Annotated in this window: 12 protein-coding genes; 6 read left to right on the top strand and 6 right to left on the bottom strand. The window is 42.4% G+C overall.

The genetic code is table 11. The features are described from left to right. Positions 1-12 precede the first annotated feature (12 nt). Genes WKT20_RS03140 through WKT20_RS03160 form a run of 5 tightly spaced genes read right to left on the bottom strand, consistent with a single transcriptional unit; the run spans position 13 to position 7619 of the window. Positions 13-888, bottom strand: a complete 876-nt coding sequence (locus WKT20_RS03140) for a hypothetical protein (protein ID WP_340416817.1) — start codon at positions 886-888, stop codon at positions 13-15. A gap of 11 nt (positions 889-899) precedes the next feature. Beyond that, positions 900-1625: a hypothetical protein gene (locus WKT20_RS03145; RefSeq protein WP_118163795.1), complete on the bottom strand. Its 726-nt coding sequence runs from the start codon at positions 1623-1625 to the stop codon at positions 900-902. Between the two features lie 21 nt (positions 1626-1646). Next, the gene (locus WKT20_RS03150) at positions 1647-3839 is read right to left on the bottom strand and encodes a DUF4493 domain-containing protein (RefSeq protein WP_340416818.1); all 2193 of its coding nucleotides are present in this window, start codon (positions 3837-3839) and stop codon (positions 1647-1649) included. After that, positions 3839-5119, bottom strand: a complete 1281-nt coding sequence (locus tag WKT20_RS03155) for a DUF4493 domain-containing protein (RefSeq protein ID WP_340416819.1) — start codon at positions 5117-5119, stop codon at positions 3839-3841. The genes WKT20_RS03150 and WKT20_RS03155 overlap by 1 nt, the downstream gene beginning before the upstream one ends. A 13-nt stretch (positions 5120-5132) precedes the next feature. Continuing rightward, a complete protein-coding gene (locus tag WKT20_RS03160; protein WP_340416820.1) occupies positions 5133-7619 on the bottom strand; it encodes a DUF4493 domain-containing protein in 2487 nt (828 codons plus the stop codon). Positions 7620-7993: 374 nt separating this feature from the next. Between WKT20_RS03160 and WKT20_RS03165 the strand changes: the two genes are divergently transcribed. Both WKT20_RS03165 and WKT20_RS03170 read left to right on the top strand, forming a co-directional pair. Beyond that, on the top strand, positions 7994-9115 hold the full coding sequence (locus WKT20_RS03165; RefSeq protein WP_118163805.1) for a PCMD domain-containing protein: 1122 nt from the start codon (positions 7994-7996) through the stop codon (positions 9113-9115). Between the two features lie 20 nt (positions 9116-9135). Further along, positions 9136-9921, top strand: coding sequence for a porin family protein (locus WKT20_RS03170; protein ID WP_118441232.1), 786 nt, complete (start codon positions 9136-9138; stop codon positions 9919-9921). Positions 9922-10201: 280 nt separating this feature from the next. On the opposite strand, the gene WKT20_RS03175 is transcribed toward WKT20_RS03170, so the two are convergent. Then, positions 10202-11752: a PCMD domain-containing protein gene (locus WKT20_RS03175; RefSeq protein WP_340416821.1), complete on the bottom strand. Its 1551-nt coding sequence runs from the start codon at positions 11750-11752 to the stop codon at positions 10202-10204. Positions 11753-12147: 395 nt separating this feature from the next. Here WKT20_RS03175 and WKT20_RS03180 point away from each other — a divergent pair, with 395 nt between their 5' ends. From WKT20_RS03180 to WKT20_RS03195, 4 genes are all read left to right on the top strand, one after another. Then, the gene (locus WKT20_RS03180; RefSeq protein ID WP_340416822.1) at positions 12148-14607 is read left to right on the top strand and encodes a TonB-dependent receptor domain-containing protein; all 2460 of its coding nucleotides are present in this window, start codon (positions 12148-12150) and stop codon (positions 14605-14607) included. A 40-nt stretch (positions 14608-14647) separates the two neighbouring features. Then, positions 14648-15493: a helix-turn-helix domain-containing protein gene (locus tag WKT20_RS03185; protein ID WP_040312925.1), complete on the top strand. Its 846-nt coding sequence runs from the start codon at positions 14648-14650 to the stop codon at positions 15491-15493. Between the two features lie 151 nt (positions 15494-15644). Further along, complete coding sequence (locus WKT20_RS03190) at positions 15645-18488, top strand: AraC family transcriptional regulator (RefSeq protein WP_340416823.1); 2844 nt, start codon at positions 15645-15647, stop codon at positions 18486-18488. A gap of 128 nt (positions 18489-18616) precedes the next feature. Continuing rightward, positions 18617-21091: a glycoside hydrolase family 31 protein gene (locus WKT20_RS03195; protein WP_340416824.1), complete on the top strand. Its 2475-nt coding sequence runs from the start codon at positions 18617-18619 to the stop codon at positions 21089-21091. Positions 21092-21136: the final 45 nt, after the last annotated feature.

Consider the following 21136-nt stretch of genomic DNA (forward strand, 5'->3'; position numbering starts at 1 on the left):
TCATTGTCTTCATCAGATACACACCGTTAAACCAATATTAATATTAAACAAGTTGATTTTAAAATTTGCTCCACTGTTCGTACGCTTTCCGGTTTCACCCGAACTTTTTTTCTGTTTTTCCCAGTTATAAGTAAAGCCAGCCACTCCAAAAGAGACTTCAGCCCCCACATTAGGCATGATGAAAATAGCAATACCCGGATTAATACCTACCTTCAACTGATTGATGGACGTATCCGTATATTTTAGCGTTTCATCAGCCCCTCGTGAAAAACGAGTAGATCCCGTACTATATCCCAAGGTCGTTTCATTAAAAAGTCCGAACAAGCCCTTGGGGTCCAGACCGATATAAGAACGATGGAACAAGCTGAAAGAATAAGAATCGTCCGTGTATTTAATATCTTTCAAGGCAATATCCAGGTCTTCTATGTTCAATGCCAAGTTATCTATACCTCCTGAAATACGAGAATATCCAAATTTCAAACCGACCACCGTGTTATCCTTTATCGCATAACCGACAAAAGGTTTTACCGACAGGGTACGCAAATTCAAATCAATATCCTTCAGCAACGAAAACAACAATCTGCTGTTGTCACTTTCAAAATTGAATACAGATACAGTCACCCCGCCAATCCATTTATTTTTCGGGATAAAACGATAATTGGTAATTCCACGGTCATAACGTCCCACAGGCTTGGTATAAATAATCCGCGAAGAATCCACCGGCATCTTTGCTTCCGGTATCGGTACATACACCGTGTCATGCACTACCACCAGTTTATATTTCATCAATGAATCTCCACGGGTCACCGCTACTGAGTCCACCGCCTGAGCTTTCATCTGCAAACATCCCATACAGAAGAACAAACACCACATTATATACAATTTCATCTTCATCATGCTTACAAATAAAATGCAATTCCCAAACCGATTGAGAATATATTAATCTTAAAGTTCGCGGAGGTAGACGATTGCTCTCCTGTCTCCACCTGATTCGTAACCTGTCTTGTCTTGCTCAGATTAACTCCTAACACACCAATACTGACTTCCACTGCCGTATAGTTATTGATAAAAGCTACCATTCCCGGAGAAACTCCAAACCCAAGATCTGTCGACTTGGAATAAGTACCGGTAAGCGCTTCACCTTTTCCATTCGAGACCTTCGACTGACTTCCACCGACTTCCAACTGTGTCTCGCTAAACACCGCAAAACGCTTGCTATCCCCTAAAGGAATATAGTTTCGAAAAATAGCCATGGCAGAATAAGAATGTTTCAACTGGTAAATATTGTTGATGTCAAATGACGTCTCATCATCCAAATTCAGTTGAGTTTCATCCATACGCACCAATGTACGCCCATATTTAAAGCGTCCTCCCAACGCCATATTATCTTTCAAGGCATAGGCAAACATCGGACTGAGTTTAAAAGAATACCCGTCCGAATTTATTTTTTCCACAACCAAAAAGTCATAATTATTTTCCGTATGTTCTGAATACGAAACAGAACTTCCGACAATCCATTGTCCTTTAGGGACAAAAACTTTTGACGGAAGTTTCTTTTGAGTATCTTGCGCATACCCCCCTAAGGCAGTACACGCAAGACATATTATACATAACAGTTTCTTCACAAATTCAATCGAATTATTTTATTATTCATAAATCAGCTCCATATCGTCAAGCCACATCTTGCTAGATCCACTTCCTTCAAAATAATCTCCATACTTACTAGCTGATGCAACAATAATAATAGAAGTTGGCTTACGTTGAGTTCCTCCATAGTTATCATAATCCAATTCTATGGTCAACTCTTTCAAATTTTCAGCGTCATTATAAGACTCCGTAAATACTTTCTCACCATAGGCAATAGTACCATCACCAGAATAGGTACCTTTCTCAGCGCTAAACAAGCTAGAAGAGTTTTTGGTTTTTACTACAAACGGCCAAGTTTCACCATCATACTCTTGTCCAGCCCAATCACCTACAGCTACATAAATTATACCCTGATCTGTCTCACCATCAGCTATATGGCTTCCTCCATTATCAACAGTACCAGGTTCGTAGCGTACCCAGACTTTTAAAGCCTTCGGACGACTTGTGCAAGGACATCCCCATCCCAACACACCATCAGTACCATCGGTCTTCAGATATTTTCCAGCAAAAAGATTTCCGGCAGCGAATTTACCAATAACTCCAAATCCTACAAACTGAGACGAAAGCAATATAGACTGATTTCCGGAATGTTTCACCGAAGTATCAGGAGTAGTCACATTCTTATTCATTGTAGCAGAACCATGATTTCCGGTATCCCACCACATTGACTGTCCACTTCCATACATCAGGATAGCGGAAGAAGAAGTAGAAGTAGATGTATATTCAAACCCTGCATTCTTCGGCTGGAATGTTGCCTCTGTTGTAAATTCATAAGTAACAGATGATGCCTGCTCACCGTCCATAGCTTGATATTCATAAGTAGTACCAGGTGTCAGTCCAGTGATTTCCTTACTAAATACATTTTCAGCTAAATCAGCATCCACCGTCGTCCAGTCTGCTGTATTTTTGACACGATAACGGAATTTAGGAGTAGAAGCCAACGTACCTGTCACAGTTCCATGCAAGGTTGCTTTTGAAGTCCACACTTCATACGGAATTATCTCATTCGTCACAACCGTCGCATTTGAAGCAACAATATTCCAAATCACTTTACGACTCTTTCCATTTGCATCAATCGCTTCAATTGTAGTAGATACACTGCCTTCATTTGCTGTCATTTTGGCAATCAACTCTTTTGCGAACAACAAAGTCCAGACATCGCCGTTCAAAGAAGTCTTTGAATCAGACACTGAAATACCAAAAGTTTTCAGTTCTTCATCTTTACCATCCAATTTCAACATATCGAACTGATTGGCAATAAATCCCCATTCGGTAAAACGTTCATTCTGAATGATTAAAGAACTCAAAGACGAAGAAGTAGCAACTTGCAGATAAAAATCCTTCTGTGCACCAACTTCCAAATACATAGGCTGCTCAAGGTCATAAGAACTTTCTTCCGAATCCTTGCATGTAATCACCGGACGTTGTCTGATAGTAATCACATGTTCTTCTTCTGCCAGCGGAGTTTCATCTACTTTAATCTGCAAAGCAGCACCACCAGTAGGATCCTGCCCTACAGCCGTATAGCTATAGTTCAAATTATAAAGTGTAGCCGACTTCAAGTCACTCAATTCAGTAGATTTTTCATACGACTCACCTCCTAATGTCTTTGCACTAAACTTACAAGTCAATTTATGGTTATCTTCCGGCAGACTGAAATATCCTTTTGCATCCGCATTTGCTGAAGAATAAACTAATTCTCCGGTAGCCGATGTAACCGTTACCTGACAATCTCCCTCGAATGCCTCTTTCAACGACTCATCCCAAGTGATAGCTACTACAGTATTGGCAATTCCACAATCTACCTCTACAGTACTAACTTGTCCCTTCGTAATGGTAAAATCCTTTTTTCCTTCAAAAAAGCGCTGTTCAAACGAAGCAGCTACAGAGTCTCCAGCAGTTACCCGTACAGAATAGTTACCATTTACCAATGCAATTTCCGAAGGTACATTTTCTACTCCCTGATACTTTTGTATCAATGTTTCGCCATCGTAAATACGAATCTTGCAATTTTGTTTCAGCACCTCCTGTTCCTCGCTGGCTAAGCTACGAGAAACTACGTTTACTTTATCCGACACTCCGATAGAAAGCTTTAAGCTTCCTTCGGCCTCAGCAAAGCCCGTGTCAGTTTTGCAAGAAGCCAAGCTTAAAACAGCACTTGCAAAAGCTATTATATAATAATATCGTCTCATTATTCTACACTCTTTATCTTTAATGTTTCTGTTGCCTCCAAGCCAATCTGATCAACTAAACGAATAATAAAATTATGATTTGCAGCTCCATAGATACCCAGCAAAGAAGTAAAGTCTGTAATATCAAAAAGAAGTTTGGTTTGGCCCATCACAGCATCTCCCGTAGGGAATCCCAAACCCTTCAGCCCTGCTTCCAAAGCTCCAGGTTCTGCCAAATCAAAACGATCAGTTAACCCAACACTTTCCAACACCTTTTTCGTCAGAGTTTTAGAGTCAATTGTTACATATACATGAGCTATACCATTAAGCGCAGAAAGAGTCACTTGCAACTGTGCGCTAGCACCTTTTTTAACTTCCAATACATCTTTAGTGATATCAAAAGCTTTTCCATTAAAGTTAGATCCCACAATAGTCGGAGCATTTTCATCGCCATCACCATCGCCCGGATCTTCACCGCCTTCTTCTGGGAAATCATCTATTCCAGGTTCTTTTCCCGGATCAGTTCCAACGACTTCATCCGATCCTGTCATCGATGAATCAACTACAATTGCCACACCTAAAGTACCATCACCTTCAGAACCATCACTTACAGGTGCAAACTTGTATTTTATAATATTATGTACACCGATTTTTACACTCTCAAACCGTTCGCTATAATCTATACTTTCTCCATCAATTGTACCTTTCAGAGTGACAATCATAGAAGTCGTTTCACCTTCAGGAGCAATCAGATAAGCCGAACGTGTTTCTGAGTATGGAATTTCTAAAGAATTCTCTCCCACAGTAATTGTCGTCACGACATCCTCTCCCATTTTACCTTGGAACTCTTCATCATATTCCACTGAAAATAGCATGTTTGCCAGTTTACAAGTAATAACAGGAACATCAACTACTTCATTTTCTTTTATCTCACAGGTCGCAGTTCCCTTATAATAAGGTGTATCAAACCCATTAGACGGAGTTTCTGCAGATGTAACCACAATAGAATAAGTCCCCACGGCCAACGACACAATTTCAGGCATTGCATTGTAATTCCATTGTTCTACTTTCTGCGACTGAGCATCATATATGGTCACCAAAAAATTGCTTACATCCACTGTTGATTCAGCACGTGAACCCACATACACCGTATCGACATTCGTATTTACTTCTGCCTTCATTGAGGACAAATTCAAATCCCCTTTCGCACTAGAGACACTTTCCATGGCTTCACTATGGCAAGCTGTAAAAGCTAACATACCCGCAAGCAGCGTCAAACAGATTAAAAAATATTTCTTCATATTATGTAGGCTTTTATTCGTAATTCAGTTTAATATCATCAATTCTCAATACACTTCCAATACGAGCCGTTTGTTGCTGACCCGAAATCTCCATTGTTCTTTTTTTACTATCTACAGAACCTGAAGAGGATTTAAATACCATATAAATAGAAGACACCTTTTTATGCACATCCGGAGAATAGGTAAACGGTAAAGTAATTGTATTTCCACTCGGGTCACCCTCTTCTCCATTAGGTATCTCATTTGAAGCAACTATAGTACCGTCTGCAGCCTTTAATACAACTTGCATATAAAATTTTTCATTATCATTAAAAGATTCATATTGATACCAGAAAGTCATAGAATTGGGTCTACTTGCAAATGAATGACCTTCCGATGCATGTCCTCCACTATCATTAGATGTACCAATCCAAATTTCACCCGCATGAGGTGTTGTTGAGCCTCCATCAACAATCGCTGCACTACCCACAGCAATAGTAGCTATTTGAATTGATTTTTCACCTTGAGATTTATTTGATGATGACCATGAGATAGTAGGAAATACTTTATACTCATAATAAAAAGCAGCACATTCAGAAAGCATTGTTGCCCTACTATTAACAGCCCACCATGTATCATTTTCATTCGTATTCCAAGGCAAATACCATTCACGCTCTCCAGTACCAGCCCACGTTATCTTATATGTAAATATTTCCGTATGCCATTCCTCAAATCCCGCATTCCCCACTTGAGCCTTCGGTTCAGTAGTTATACCAAGTTCTTGGGAGAACGAAGCTACTTCTCCCCCACGCTTATACACAGCACGCAAAGTATAAGGAATACCCTCTGTTTCAGTTGCCCCTTCTCCCAGACCAGTCAATAAGAACAATCCGGTTTCAGCATCATAAGACTGGTGAGGCCATGCTATCCACTCCTCTCCCTCTTTATACTGAATTTCTACTGTAGAAGAAGAAATGGTACGCGATGAACGTGATTTAGCAGATGCAACTACTTGAAGATATGCCTTCGTTGCCCACACATCCGCATCACCATTCTTTAAAGACAAAGTAAGTTCCGGATCTTCTACCTTAAAAGTGCGTTCAATAGTTTTCGCACCATACTGTGCTTTAAACTTCACTCCATTCTCCGTATCCACCAAAGGCTCCGGATAAGTAAATGTCACCTTATATTTATTTTCTTCCGTTCCTGGCTGTATATTAATATTTTCAGCAGTAAACTCCTGAGGAGCACCCAAGTATATATAATAGAACTTAATTAAGGCTGGATCACCCTCTAAAGTCAAATCAGCGGTCATCGTTGTGCTACCATACGAAACATACTCAGGCAAAGCCACAGCAAAACCATTATTACGAGTAGTTACTTTCAATACTAAATCTTCCGATACTTTAGTCAATACATCCGTAGCTCGAAGCGTAAACGTATGCACATCATTTCCATCAGAAGTACAATATAAATAAGGAAGCACATTTTTAAAATCAACCAATGCTATTTTATCATGGTTGGCTCCCAATCCTTTGGTAGAAAGTCCCAGCTCAGTCAGCTTCTGCGACTGTTCAGTCGTAAGATTCATCAAATCCACACTTTCCGGCCACCCCTGTGCCTTCAAAGCCTCAGAAACCGTTATCAATTCACATTTAGCCAACCCGGAAGATGCATTTAAATAAGCCTCCAATTTATCGGAAACAGTACTACCTTCCATCACTTCAATCGCATTTCCCGATGTAAATCCATAAGCTGCAAATTCAGGAGCCGGTGCATTCAGAGCCTCATCCGAAATATTAATATCCACATTCTGCTCTGAAGAAGGATTATCATTAAACACAATCTTCAAAGAAGCCGTAGAAGCGTCCACATCCATTGTCAAGCGATATTCGTGTTTCACTTCTGCCGTAAAATTCTTTGGATTTAAAGTCACCTTTTGAGATACACCCTGACGGGTCACCTCCAAGAACAATTCCAGATTTCCCGGAACGAAATATGCCCCACGTGTTTCGTCATCAGCATAAGTTATCTTATTCCCCTTCGAAGAACTGACATAAGCACTATATGAAGAAAAATAAGACTTAAAATCATCCGTATACGAAAGAATAACTCTAGCTTTATTAATCGTACACGTTACAGAAGCCTCCGCTGTTTCATCTTTACCAACCTCCACAGTGGTACTTCCCAAATAACTCAAAGCATCAAAGCCTTCTGCATTTGCATCTCCATACGAAGCTGTCACCAAATATGTACCTACAGGAACAGATACTGGTTGAAATTTCCCAAAACTATCCCATGAATTAGAGACCTTACCATCAGCAGATTCTATCGCCAATGCAAAGTCATTAATTTCAGGAGCCACTTCTTCTGAAGCTCTGGATTCAGCATCCGCCAAACTCCAGTCCGTGCTAACTCTCACATCTATGCGCCCTTCAAGCGAACTCCGTGTATCTTCTTTCGTACACGAAGCTAGTCCTATAAACAAAAAGGACAACAATCCGTAACAAATCTTTTTCATCTTCTATTTTCTATGAAAACTTCTATTTTTTCGGGTGCAAAATAACACCAAATCGCAAATTCTCACAAGGTCTATTTCTTTTATTTTTGGCTGATTTTTAAATAAGAGTAAAACACACACTCTTTATTCTATCTGAAAACTAATACTAATCAGCTATTTTAGGCATACATCGATAGTCTATTTTTAAGATTACCGCATTTTCTAAACAAGCAAAAATATTTTGAATACATTTCATCCATTATCATACCTCATATTCCAGCTCCAACATCCCAACAAGCAGAGAATCCACAAATGAAACAAGTAATAATAATAAGCTTATGAAGTTTTTTCTTATCTTTGCAAGATATAGTAATATCTAATCTATAATCAAAACAATGAATTTAAAGTACATTTTAGCCGGATTTTTACTAAGCTTATCTATAAGCTCCTGTATTCAGGACGAAGCTCTAAATGTAGAAGCAGCTATAGACAGTTGCACCGGAACAAACATCCAATCCACCACAATTGACCATTTAAGAAAAGAAATAGAAGTCTATGTACTAGACGGTACTGATATTTCCCACCAGGAATTGATTTTCACTCTTCCTGAAGGGGCTTCCATTCAAGCAGAGGAAGCTGAAACAAACGACCAGCCTCCTTTGTATGATTTCAGCCAAAAGACATTACGAACATTTATCGTAACTTCTGAAGATGGAGCAACGCAAACCAAGTACCTTATTCGAGTAAACAAACTGACTTTACCCACAAGCTATTCTTTCGAAGAATTAAAAGAAATAACTCCATATAACGTATTTTATTTGACAAATGAGTCCGGTATTATGCAGTGGGCAAGCGGAAATCCAGGATACGACTTAAGCGGAATGGCATTAGACGAAACTCAATACCCGACTGTACAACATCCTACTGGCTATTCAGGAAAATGTGTAAAACTCACCACCCTCAGTACAGGAAACTTTGGAAAGCCTATAGGAATGCCTATTGCTGCCGGAAATTTATTTATCGGATCATTCGATACTCAAAATGCCGTACTTGCTCCTTTGCAAGCGACCCACTTTGGATTTCCGTTTACCAAACGCCCTTCCAAAATTACCGGCTGGTTCAAATATAAAGCAGGAGAGGTTTTTACCGATAAATCAGGAAACATTGTTACTGGCAAAAAAGATAAAGGAGACATCTACGCAGTACTTTATGAAGCTCCCAGCAGTGATTTCTCATTAGATGGCAATCTTTTTCCGAATAATGGTACCGGAATAGATGAACACATTGTCCTTTTAGCACGTATTTCCGAACAAGAAATGACAGAAACAAGTGAATGGACAAAGTTTGATTTAGACTTCAAGTCTCAAAACGGCAAAACAATCAACACTGAAGACTTAAAAAATGGAAAATACAAACTTGCAGTTGTATTCTCCTCCAGTGTCATGGGGGCGTATTTCCAAGGAGCCGTAGGAAGTGAACTATGGATAGATGAAGTAGAAATTATTTGTAAAAATTAATTATTATAGAAGAAAGACATATGAAAAAACATATAAAACCAATATTAGCCCTCCTTTTATGTGGCTTTACTCAAATTAGCCATGCACAATCATCAGAGCACAAAGGTTTGATATGGCTGGCTTCACACGGACTTGACTACGAAGTAAAAGCAGGAATAAATATAGGAGGAACTTCCCCTTTACCTCTACCTAAAGAAATCAGGAGTTTAGACAGCTATTCTCCCGGACTCGCCATTACATTGGAAGGAAATGCCACCAAATGGATTGACGCCCAGCAAAAATGGGGAGTAAGTCTGGGTATAAGGCTTGACAGCAAAGATATGGAAACAAAAGCCAGCGTAAAAAACTATGGCATGGAAATATTCAGTGAAACCGGAGGAAAAATAAAAGGACTCTGGACTGGAGGGGTAAAGACAAAAGTAAAAATGTCATATCTGACTATTCCCGTCTTAGCTAATTATCGTATCAGTAGTCGCTGGAAAGTCATGGCAGGTCCTTATTTTTCATATATGATGAACGGAGAATTTTCAGGAAATGTATATGAAGGACATTTGCGAACTCCTGACGCCAGTGGAAGCCGGGTTAATTTTGAAGGAGGAAATATGGCTGCATATGATTTTTCAAACAATCTCCGCCATTTTCAATGGGGATTACAAGTAGGTGGAGAATGGAAAGCCTACAAGCACCTGAATGTACATGCAGATTTGACCTGGGGCCTGAATGATATATTTGAAAAAGACTTCACCACGGTTTCATTTGCCATGTACCCCATTTATCTGAATCTCGGATTTGGATATGAATTCTAATATTACGAACCAACCATAAAAAATACGAAAAGAACATATTGTATTTAATATGAACCCCGAAAGTTAGACAAAAAACTTTCGGGGTTTATATTAATCATACCACGCCTACCAGCACAATATGAAAGAGATATACAGCACATGAATAAAGCGTTTGCAAAACACTTGATAAAAGAAAGAGTCCGGCAAAAATACCGGACTCTTTCCATTATGAGATAGTTTATGTCCAACTTTTGGGAATCACTTCATTGTGAAGCAACCTCTTTCTCAAATAATTGATATATTATTTATTAATAATTGCAACATTATCAACAACTAATTTACTACCTACAGCAGCATTATAAGCAGCTCCATCAGCACTAGCTGAAAAAATAACTGCAAACTTGTACAATTTTTCAGGATTGTATTCTTTAACATATTCCAAATTTAATTCAAATGGAGTATATTCTTCAACAACCTGATCACTTGTAAATATTACCTTAGCTACAATCTTATCTGAAGTGTAGATATCATCTCCATATAAAGTTTCATTTTCATTGCTAACTTCATAAAGAACTGCACTCAAAGAACATTTGTCAGTAACCCCTTCCTGCAATTTTCCATCTGCATTATAGAACTCTGTTCCAGGAGTATATTTATAATAACCAGTAACTTTTACAGGCTCTTTATAATATGGAATTCCAAACTCTGTAGTTTTCATAGCACCACCAGGGGACATCGCAGCCAAAGGATTAAAATTACCTAAGAACAAAGAACCAGCAGTTACCTTTGGAACCTTTTGTCCCATCATATTATCACTACCTTGAGTATCAACCGACTCCATACTTGCTGCCAATTTTCCAGAATGCACATCCTGTGTTGAAGTAATAGGCCAACCACCAGTATAAGAAATAGGAGGAGTAGCAAAAACACCAAATGCTTTTATAAATAAAACAGCCTGATTACAACTAGCCCATCCTCCCTCTGCTATAGGATACTGATTTTCTTCACTGGTCTGAGTTTTATCCACAGTCCAATTCTCAAAGTCATAAACAACCACATTTCCTGATATTGAAGCTTTATACTCAGCTACAGTACCATCTTCAGCTGTTACCGTATAAGTAACAACTTTGCCATTAGAAAAATCTTGTGCCTCTCCACTAGCTGGAACTACGGTAGCACCTTTTGAAACTTCAATAGTAGGAACCAACGCAGTCAAATACTCAGCTTTAGCTGTATCTGCAACCATGAAAGTAATAGTCTTAGCTTCTTCATTAATCACACTTTCACCTATAACCAAAGAGTCAACTTCTGCTACTTTTCTATCGAAGACAAAAGATGTAATCTTTGCTTCACTACTTTCATCACCTTTCAGACGAGTACCTGAATATGTAACTTTCACTGCTTGCTTTACTCCTCCTGTCAAAGTAGCATCTATATCTAGATTCAGATTTAAAGATCCATTACTGAAAACACCAGTAGCATCCACATCAGCAGTTAATAATTCAGCCTCAACCTTGGTTGTTCCAGTAAATTCATAATTATCGCCATTAGCCGTCAGCACACAGTTCTCCAAATTTATATCACCAATTTCAATTCCCATAAACGAAAAATCTGTAATAGATAAACTTACAGCGTTATCTCCAGCTTTCGTTACATTAATAATTTGAGAATTAATTGTTCCTCCCGGAATTTCTGTCCCGTTTTGCGAAATAGAAACATCTAATTTTCCTTTGTATTTGCCAGCCAACTCACTATCAATAGGAACCGCTATTGATTCATTTTCACTACAAGAACTAAACAAATTCACCGCACACAATACGGCAAACAAGTAATAAAATAAACTCTTTTTCATTTCTTGATTATATTTTTAATTGCGACTGCAAAGGAAAAGAATAAGCTTTACCTGTGCAAGGTCGATTTATATTATTTTTATTCCATTTTTTAGGTTTTTAAAATAAAAGAGAAGATAAAGCACAGATTCTATATTATTTACAAAGAATTTAGCAAAGCATAATTGGTCCATATTTAAGATTAGCAATCTTTCACCGAACTCTATTTATAACAATACAAAGCTATAGACACAAAAATAAAGTAAGCGCAATTCATTATAACGAATCACTTACAACCAATAAATAAAAAAATATATTTACCTTAAAAAGGCACATATAAGAATAAAACTTTCAGTATATTTGGAATCCATATATAAATAATAAATACTATAAAACACTAACGCTAAAAAGAAATAAAATGAATTACTCGACAATCTACCGAACCCTAGGTATCTTACTTTTTATTACTTTTAAAACAATCACGGTTCATGCACAATTTGCCGTAAAAGGAACACTTGTCGATTCACTGACCCATGAAAGTGAACCCTATGCCACCATACGCATTACGCTCGACAAGTCGCCTGAAAAACCGGTCAGAATGAATGTGACCGATGATAAAGGAAAATTCCAGGAAAAATTGCCTCAAACCGGGAAATACACTCTGCAAATCACCTCTGTAGGAAAACGCACAGTAATCCGCCATTTTACCATCACCGACAGCAAACGGGTGGCCGACCTGGGTACGCTGTACACTGGCGATGATACCCAGATGCTGAAAGGCGTGGAAGTAGTGGCTCAGAAACCGCTTGTAAAAGCCGAAATCGATAAAATTTCTTACAGTATAGAAGACGACCCTGACTCCAAAACCAATACCACTCTCGAAATGCTGCGGAAAGTACCGCTCGTTTCCGTCGACGGAGAAGACAACATACAGGTAAATGGTTCCAGCAATTTCAAGGTACACGTAAACGGAAAGCCGAACACGTTGATGAGCAACAACCCAAAAGAAGTGCTCCGCAGTCTGCCTGCCAATTCCGTCAAGTCCATTGAAGTGATAACTGAACCAGGAGCCAAATACGATGCAGAAGGCATTGGAGGTATCCTGAACATCATCACGACCGATGCCAAGATGCAGGGGTACAATGTTACTCTCGGAGCAAATGCCAATAACATGGGAGTATCGGGATATGCTTATGGAACAGTGCAGGTGGGCAAATTCACCCTCACCGGAAACTATTCGTACAATCATCAGGACCAGCCGCGCAGCCTTTCTGAAAGCGGACGTGAAGATTTTACGTCTGCCGACTACCGTCACCTGCTGTCACAAGGCTCTTCCAAGAGTACCGGCGATTTCCAGTTTGGAAATATTGAAGGAAGCTATGAAATAGACAGCCTGAACCTGATTACATTTTCAGCCAACGTATTTGGCGGAAAATTCGATACGCATGGCGATTCACGTACCGTCATGAGTGACAATGACTGGAAAGAACGCTATAGTTACCTCACCCTCAACCAGTCTAACAGCCAGTTTGGAAACATCGGCCTCAATGCCGACTACCAGCATTCTTTTAAGAAAAAGGGAGAATACCTCACTTTATCCTATAAGTTCAACAATTCACCCAACGGAAATGAAGCCGACACCTACTATGACGAAGTGAAGGATGTACCTTTCAACCTGCTTCATCAGTATTATGACAACGATGCCCATACGGCAGAACATACGGCACAGATTGATTATGTCAATCCGCTGAATGATATGCATTACATAGATGCCGGCATGAAATACATTTTCCGTGAGAATTACAGTGACAGCCAGTATTTTCTGGAAAATGCAGAAGGTGAAATGGAGGCCAGTCAAGACCTTTCCAGCAAATACCAGCAGGGACAACACATTCTGGCTGCTTACGCAGACTATCAGCTGAAGTGGAAAAAATTCGGTGCAAAAGCCGGTGTACGCTATGAGCACACGTTTATGGACGTGAAATATGACTACATGCCCGAACGCAACTTCAAGGCCGGATTCGACGACGTGGTTCCTACCTTGAACCTGTCCTACATGCTGGGCACAAGCGCCAGCCTGCGTGCCAACTACAACATGCGTATCAACCGCCCGGGAATATGGTGCCTGAACCCTTTCCGCGATACCAGTAACCCGACTTCCATCAGCTATGGTAATCCGGATCTGGACACAGAAAAAGCCCACATCCTTGGCATGACCTTCAATTCCTTCAGTGCCAAGTTCAGCCTGAATGCCAACCTTACTTATACGTTTACCAATAACGGCATCGAACGCTACTCTTTCATGAACAACGGAGTACAAGAAAACACCTACGGCAATGTGGGCAAGAGCCAGCGTACACGCCTGGCCTTATGGATGAACTGGAACCCGGGCAGTACCACCCGTCTCTCACTCAACACCAGCGGAAGCTATTCCGACTATCAAAGTAAGGAGCTGAATTCGTACAACAGCGGATTCTCTGGCGACGTATTTGCCAACGTACAGCAGACCATCCCCTGGGAACTGCGGCTCAGCCTTTACGGCGGTGGAAGCACTCCTTACGTATCCTTGCAGGGAAAAGGTTCTTCCTTTTATTATTATGGCATCAACCTGAGCCGTTCTTTCTTGAAAGAAAAACGGCTTAACATATCACTTTTTGCCAGCAATCTTTTCCAGAAATACACCTCCCACAGCAGTGAAACCTGGGCAGAGACCTTCCGTTCATGGTCGAATAACAGCTATCCTTCACGCAGATACGGAATCAGCATCAGCTGGCGGTTTGGAGAACTGAAAACACAAGTGAAAAAGACACAGCGCAGCATTACCAACGATGATGTGAAAGCAGGAGGAGACAACCAGGCTGGCGGAAGCATGCAATAAATTCATTATCTTTCTGTATCTTTGCCAAAAACAGAACAAGATGGAAAAGGAATTACCTAAAATAGATTTGCCCGAGGAATGGCTGGTAGGTACCGGAATCAGCAAGGAACTACTGGGATTGTACAGAAACTATCCGGTACGCCTGAAATGCGAAATTTTTGTACTTTGCACATCAGGAGAGGTAGAAGCTTCGGTCAATCTTAATAAGATAACGGTAGAAGCCAACGATTTTATCGTACTCACTCCCGGAAGTATCTTCCAGATAAACGACATCAAAGGAGACCTGAACATTTATTTTGGAGGTTTTTCCTCTGAATATATAGAGCGTAATCTCCAGTCGCACTCTTTTCTGGATACCATGTACCTCACACTGGGACGCCCGGTTATCCGTCTGAAGCCGGAAGGAGCCAAAATGATGGAGGAATATATGCAGCTGCTTATCAAGATGTATGAATTCCTCCCAGAAAAAATCAGACCAGAAATGGCTCCCAATCTTTATGCCGACATACACAAAGGCATCTCTATACTCTACCGCAACAAAACCGACGGAGTGCATTCTCTGTCAAAAAGCGAACTGATTTGCCGTAACTTTGCCCAGCTGGTGATGCAACATTACAACCAGACACGCAATGTGGCCTGGTATGCTGAAAAGCTGCAGATTACGCATGCTCACCTCTGTACTACAGTGAAACAGATTACGGGAAAGACTTGCGTGGATATCATTTCCTCCATGGTCATTATGGACGCCAAGTCACAGCTGAAATCATCCCAGCTTTCCATCCAGAATATTTCCGACTCACTGAACTTTGCCAATGTGTCTTTTTTCGGAAAATACTTCAAACGTTATGTAGGCATGAGTCCGCTGGAATACAGAAATAACGGATAAGAACCTAACAAACTATCCTTCAAAAAAAACGCACTTGCGTTTAAAGGAAAACGCCGAAGAATTTTGATTAAAACGCACTTGCGTTTCGGATAAAATGTACTTGCGTTTTCAATCAAACGTACTTATGTTTTTTAGTACCCTGAAAAATCCCATGAAAAGAATTTATTTTTTACTCGTTTTCAGCCTGATAGGAGTTTCCTTGCGAGCCATATCCAACATCCGGATTACTCCCGTTCCTTCCCTCCCCCAACTTCCGGTCAGTGCCATACACCGGATTTTTCAGGACAGCGAAGGCATGATGTGGTATGGCACGGTCAACGGACTGTGCTGTGACGACGGATACCAGATCAGCGTCATCCGTTCCGACATCAACACACCGGGACTGCTGAACGATAATACCATCCAGTCCATTGCAGAAGATGAAACAGGTAGAATCTGGTTTGGAACCGACCATGGAGCCTACATTCTTGACAAGGCAACCAGACAAGTCACTCCGCTAGATGCCGAACAACTGCAGACCAACTTTATCTACAGCATACGAAAGACCTCCGACGGATACATGTGGATAGCGACGGGGCACAGGCTCCTAAGATACAACACCTTGGGAGAGTTACAAAAGACTTATCTGCTATACGACCATGAAGGAAAACCCTCATGGATGGCCGGTTTTTGCGAAAGCCGGCAAAAACAGATTCTGATTACCGTAGGAAGAGAAGGTATCTACCGTTACGACAAAAAGACAGACACCTTTACCCGTTATGCCAATCCTCCTTCAGAGAGAAACCTCACCTGCATTGTGCAAGACCGTACCCACAATTATTTCTGGGTAGGCACCAGTTCCAGCGGCCTGCTCCTCTTCAACCCTTCTGCTCCCAAGGACTCCGTCTATACTTACTCACCGTTACCGGTCAATCCCATGGGAGAAACCGAAGGAGAGATTTTGTATATGGAACAGGACAGTCACGAAGGAACTCTCTGGATGACCACCCGAAGTTCCTTGATTGCCATGCGCTACGATGAAGCACATCGCTCCCTGCGCCAGACAGATTTCCGTCTTCCCGCAGAATACGGAAACATGCTCAATGAAATCTATCAAGATAAAGAGGGAAATCTCTGGGTAGCCTCTTTCGATGGGAAAAGTTTCATTATCCACTTCACGGAAAATGCTCCGGAAGAATTCACGCTGCCGGCCCTGCAGCAAAGAGTACGGTTCCAGCCGGCCATCATGGCACTGAGTGATGCGGGCGAAGGCAAAATGTGGATTTCACAAGAACGGACGGGACTCGGCCTGTACGATCTGTCCCGCCACGAAGTCATGCTTTACAGCGATGTCCTCGCCCTGAAGTCTCTTGCCCTGGGCTCCATCAAGCAAATGACCGAACCACGGAGAGAAGGCAACGTATGGGTCATTCCCGAAGGACGCAACCTTATCTATGAACTCGGACGAGAAGGTATGCGGATGAAGCACATCCGTACCCTGAGTCTTCCCGACAAGGCCAAAAGGCACTTCACCCAAACCTACGAAGACCGCAACGGCACGCTCTGGGCTGGAACGAACAACGGATTATTCACCTTTAGCCTACGTGATAACCAATGGCATACGGTGTGCGACACACTGGGGCAGGTCAGCGCACTTAAGGAAGACAAACAGGGAAATCTATGGATTGGCACCACCAATAAAGGGCTTTATCAGCAATCCTCCAAAGGGAAATGCAAAAAAATACCTTCTTCCCTCTCCATTACCTGCCTGAGTGTGCAGGAAGACAGCCTCATCTGGATAGGAACACAAGAGGGAGGAGTCTACGCCCTGAACCCACAGACAGGAAAACTGACCGACCACACCCGGCTGTGCGGACTGAACGGAAACATTGTCAACCAACTGGAGTTCGACGTATACGGCCATCTGTGGATAGACACCAACCAGAAACTGATAGAGTATAACCCGAAAAACCATTCGTTCTCCACTTACCTCACTACCGACAATTCCATGCTGCTCAGGCGGTTTATCCCTACAGCTATCTGCAAGGGACACGACGGACGAATTTATTTCGGAGGTATCCCGGGAATCTGTGCGGTAACTCCTTCTGCCCGACTTGACCAGCCCAGCAAGAACATTCCGACATTTATTACCGGAACATACGTCATGGGAAAACCTGTCACCAATGAAAACTCCCTGACACTCCACCCCGATGAATACGACCTGGACATTCATTTTTCTTCCCTCGACTATCTGAATGCCTCCAAGATACGTTATGCCTATCGTCTGATTGGACTTGACAAGGAATGGAACTACACCGCCGTAGGACAACATACCGTCAATTATAAACATCTGCCTCACGGAAATTATGTGTTCGAAGTGAAGGCAACCGACGGATATGGAATCTGGAGTGACAAAATCACCCGCCTGCACATTGAACGTCTGCCTGCTTTCTACCAGACAGGCTGGGCCATTACCTTATATATATTACTACTGGCAGCCGGAGTCTTCCTCGGGCTTCGTTTCTACCTTCGCCGGATGAAGCTGAAAAATGAAGAACTGTATGCCGACAGCACGGAGCTGATGAAGATGCGTTCTTACCTGAACGAAAAATCAGTCCCCCAGGCAGAAGTACGGATTTCGGACATGGAATTTGCCAAACTGGATGAGATTCTATTGGAAAATATCCTGAAAGCTGTGGAAGAAAACCTGAGCGAACCCGACTTCGACGTGCAGCATCTGGCAGAAAAAGTCAACATGTCACGCTCCACACTGACCCGCAAGCTGAAAGCCATTACAGGGCTCACTCCGTTGGAGTACATCCGCCGTGTAAAGATGCAGCATGCCTGCCGGATGCTGGAAGATACCCGCGCCACCGTGAACGAAGTAGCCCTGGCTCTGGGATATTACAACCGGAAATATTTCACCACCTGCTTCAAGGAAGAGTATGGAATCACTCCCAGCGAGTATCAGAAACAGCAAGGAAAGAGGGATACATCTGAATCAAAAGAGGGATAAAAATGAATCAAAACACCCTCTGAAGCATTTCAGACTGCTCTTTGGCGCATTCTGTTCTCTTTGTCTGACGGAAATCTCTTTACATTTGAACCATCAACCTTTGTATGTAAAAACAATCTGATAAAAAAATGAGAAAAGAGATTTTATTCCTAACCGCACTGGCATCTTGCCTGTCTTCCTTCGGTCAGACTTTTGAAAAGACCGCTCAGGGAGGAAAGTTCCAGACTGCACAGCCCACATTGAACGGGGAGGTGATTTTCTACTCTCCTTCCATCGTGCGCATTGTAAAGTATCCTTCGGCTGAAATGCCCGAAAAGAAGAGTTATCCAATCATCAAGACTCCCGAAAAGGTAGAGATTTCTTACAAGCAGAACGGGAACACGGTAAGCATGACCTCCGGAAAAATGACAGTAACACTCGACGTAGCTACCGGAAAAGTGACTTATACCGACCCACAGGGTGAAACTTTATTGAAAGAAAAGGTGGAAGGCACCAACTTTATTCCCCGCAAGGATGTAAACCGCGATGCCTACACTGTCAGCCAGGCATTCAGCCTTGAACCGGAAGAAGCCATTTACGGACTGGGACAGCGCCAGAGCGGAGCTATGAACCACCGAAACCAGCAGATTCACCTGTCAAACGGCAATACCAACATCTGCATCCCTTATTTCACATCTGAAAAAGGATATGGTGTATACTGGGATAATCCGGGCATCTCCGATTTCAGCGATACCCCGTATGAAACCTCCTTCTCTTCGCAGGTAGGCCTCTGTTCTGATTACTATTTCCTTTATAAAGACGGTACACAAGACGGCGTAATTGCCTGTATCCGCGACCTGACCGGAAAGGCCACCATGTTCCCGCTCTGGACCATGGGCTACTGGCAGTGCCGCGAACGTTACAAGAGTCCCGACGAACTGTGCGGCGTACTCGACAAGTACCGCAAGCTACAAATTCCGCTCGACGGTATCGTACAGGACTGGCAGTACTGGGGATGCGATTCCAACTGGAATGCCATGAAATTCATGAATCCGCGTTACATCAACAAGATGGACGACAAGGAAGCACTTCGCTACCTTCCGAATGGAGAAGACAAGAACGCACGCTATCCAAAACCCCGTTTCAAAAGTCCGGAAGAAATGGTGGAATACGTTCATAAGCACAATGCCCACCTGATGATTTCCGTATGGGCTAGCTTCGGCCCTTGGACCGATCAGTTCAAGGAGCTCGACAAGATGGACGCCCTGTTGAAATTTGAAACATGGCCTCCAAAATCGGGTGCACATCCTTACGACCCGTTCAACAAAGACGCCCGCGACCTGTACTGGCGTTACCTCAGCCACCTGCATAAAATGAACATCGACGCCTGGTGGACCGACTCTACGGAACCCGACCATCTGAACCCCAAAGAAAGTGATTTCGACCTGATGACGGCCGACGGTTCTTTCCGCTCGGTACACAATGCGTTCCCGCTGACTCACAACCAAGGTATCTACGAACACCAGCGTGCCATATCAGACGAGAAACGTGTGTTCCAGATGACACGTTCAGGTTACCTGGGCCAGCAGCGCTACGGTGCCCTGAGCTGGAGTGGCGACGTGGTATCAAGCTGGGATGTACTCCGTCAGCAGATTCCGGCCGGATTGAACTACACGCTTTGTGGTATCCCCTTCTGGAACACAGATATAGGAGGGTTCTTCGGATGGGAATACAACAATGACTGTACCAACGTAGCTTATCAGGAACTGCACGTACGCTGGTTCCAGTGGGGATGCTTCATGCCGCTGATGCGTAACCACTGCTCTTCACCGATGATGAACGAAATTGACCTCTTTGGCAAAGAAGGCGACTGGGCTTACGATGCACAAAAACGCATGATTGAACTCCGCTACCGTCTCTTGCCTTACATTTACAGCCTGGACGGAGCCGTAGTACAGGAAGACGGTACCATGATGCGTCCGCTGGTAATGGATTTTGCCCACGACCGCAAGGCCATCCTGCTGGACGATGAATACATGTTCGGTAAAAACATCCTGGTATGTCCGGTCACCGAACCACTCTATACCAAGAAAGTAGAAAAGAACAAGGGAGTTACTACCGTGCCCGATGTAGCGAAAGCTTCAGCTCCGGTAGAAGTGTACTTGCCTAAAGGAACAAAATGGATTGACTTCTGGACCAACGAAACAGTAGAAGGCGGCCAGCACATTAAACGCGAATGTCCGGTTGACATCCTGCCACTCTACATCAAGGCGGGAAGCATCCTTCCGCTCGGCCCGAAGGTACAGTACACTACCGAAAAGAAATGGGACAACCTGGACATCTGCATCTATCCGGGAGCCAACGGCGAATTCGTACTCTACGAAGATGAGTTTGACAACTACAACTACGAAAAGGGTATGTTCTCTACCATCAAGTTCAGCTGGGACGATGCGTCACGTACACTAACCATCAGCGACCGTAAAGGCGAGTTCCCCAAAATGCTGAAACGCCGCAGTTTCCGCATCACCCTGATGCAGCCTGGCAAGCAATCGGCCGAAACTGTCATGGTGAGCGCAGACAAGAAAGTTAACTATTCAGGCAAGAAACTGACAATCAAGCTGTAAATACACCCTAACATACAAAAAACGGGGTGCACTTCAAATGTGAAG

Origin of the sequence: Phocaeicola sp. ICN-14070 (assembly GCF_037892625.1) — a bacterium.
GTDB lineage: Bacteria > Bacteroidota > Bacteroidia > Bacteroidales > Bacteroidaceae > Phocaeicola > Phocaeicola plebeius.

Bases quoted from the DNA above. Each gene is read 5' to 3' on its own strand.
- WKT20_RS03140 (WP_340416817.1), bottom strand. From the start codon at position 888: ATGAAATTGTATATAATGTGGTGTTTGTTCTTCTGTATGGGATGTTTG.
- WKT20_RS03150 (WP_340416818.1), bottom strand. From the start codon at position 3,839: ATGAGACGATATTATTATATAATAGCTTTTGCAAGTGCTGTTTTAAGC.
- WKT20_RS03155 (WP_340416819.1), bottom strand. From the start codon at position 5,119: ATGAAGAAATATTTTTTAATCTGTTTGACGCTGCTTGCGGGTATGTTA.
- WKT20_RS03160 (WP_340416820.1), bottom strand. From the start codon at position 7,619: ATGAAAAAGATTTGTTACGGATTGTTGTCCTTTTTGTTTATAGGACTA.
- WKT20_RS03165 (WP_118163805.1), top strand. From the start codon at position 7,994: ATGAATTTAAAGTACATTTTAGCCGGATTTTTACTAAGCTTATCTATA.
- WKT20_RS03170 (WP_118441232.1), top strand. From the start codon at position 9,136: ATGAAAAAACATATAAAACCAATATTAGCCCTCCTTTTATGTGGCTTT.
- WKT20_RS03175 (WP_340416821.1), bottom strand. From the start codon at position 11,752: ATGAAAAAGAGTTTATTTTATTACTTGTTTGCCGTATTGTGTGCGGTG.
- WKT20_RS03180 (WP_340416822.1), top strand. From the start codon at position 12,148: ATGAATTACTCGACAATCTACCGAACCCTAGGTATCTTACTTTTTATT.
- WKT20_RS03185 (WP_040312925.1), top strand. From the start codon at position 14,648: ATGGAAAAGGAATTACCTAAAATAGATTTGCCCGAGGAATGGCTGGTA.
- WKT20_RS03190 (WP_340416823.1), top strand. From the start codon at position 15,645: ATGAAAAGAATTTATTTTTTACTCGTTTTCAGCCTGATAGGAGTTTCC.
- WKT20_RS03195 (WP_340416824.1), top strand. From the start codon at position 18,617: ATGAGAAAAGAGATTTTATTCCTAACCGCACTGGCATCTTGCCTGTCT.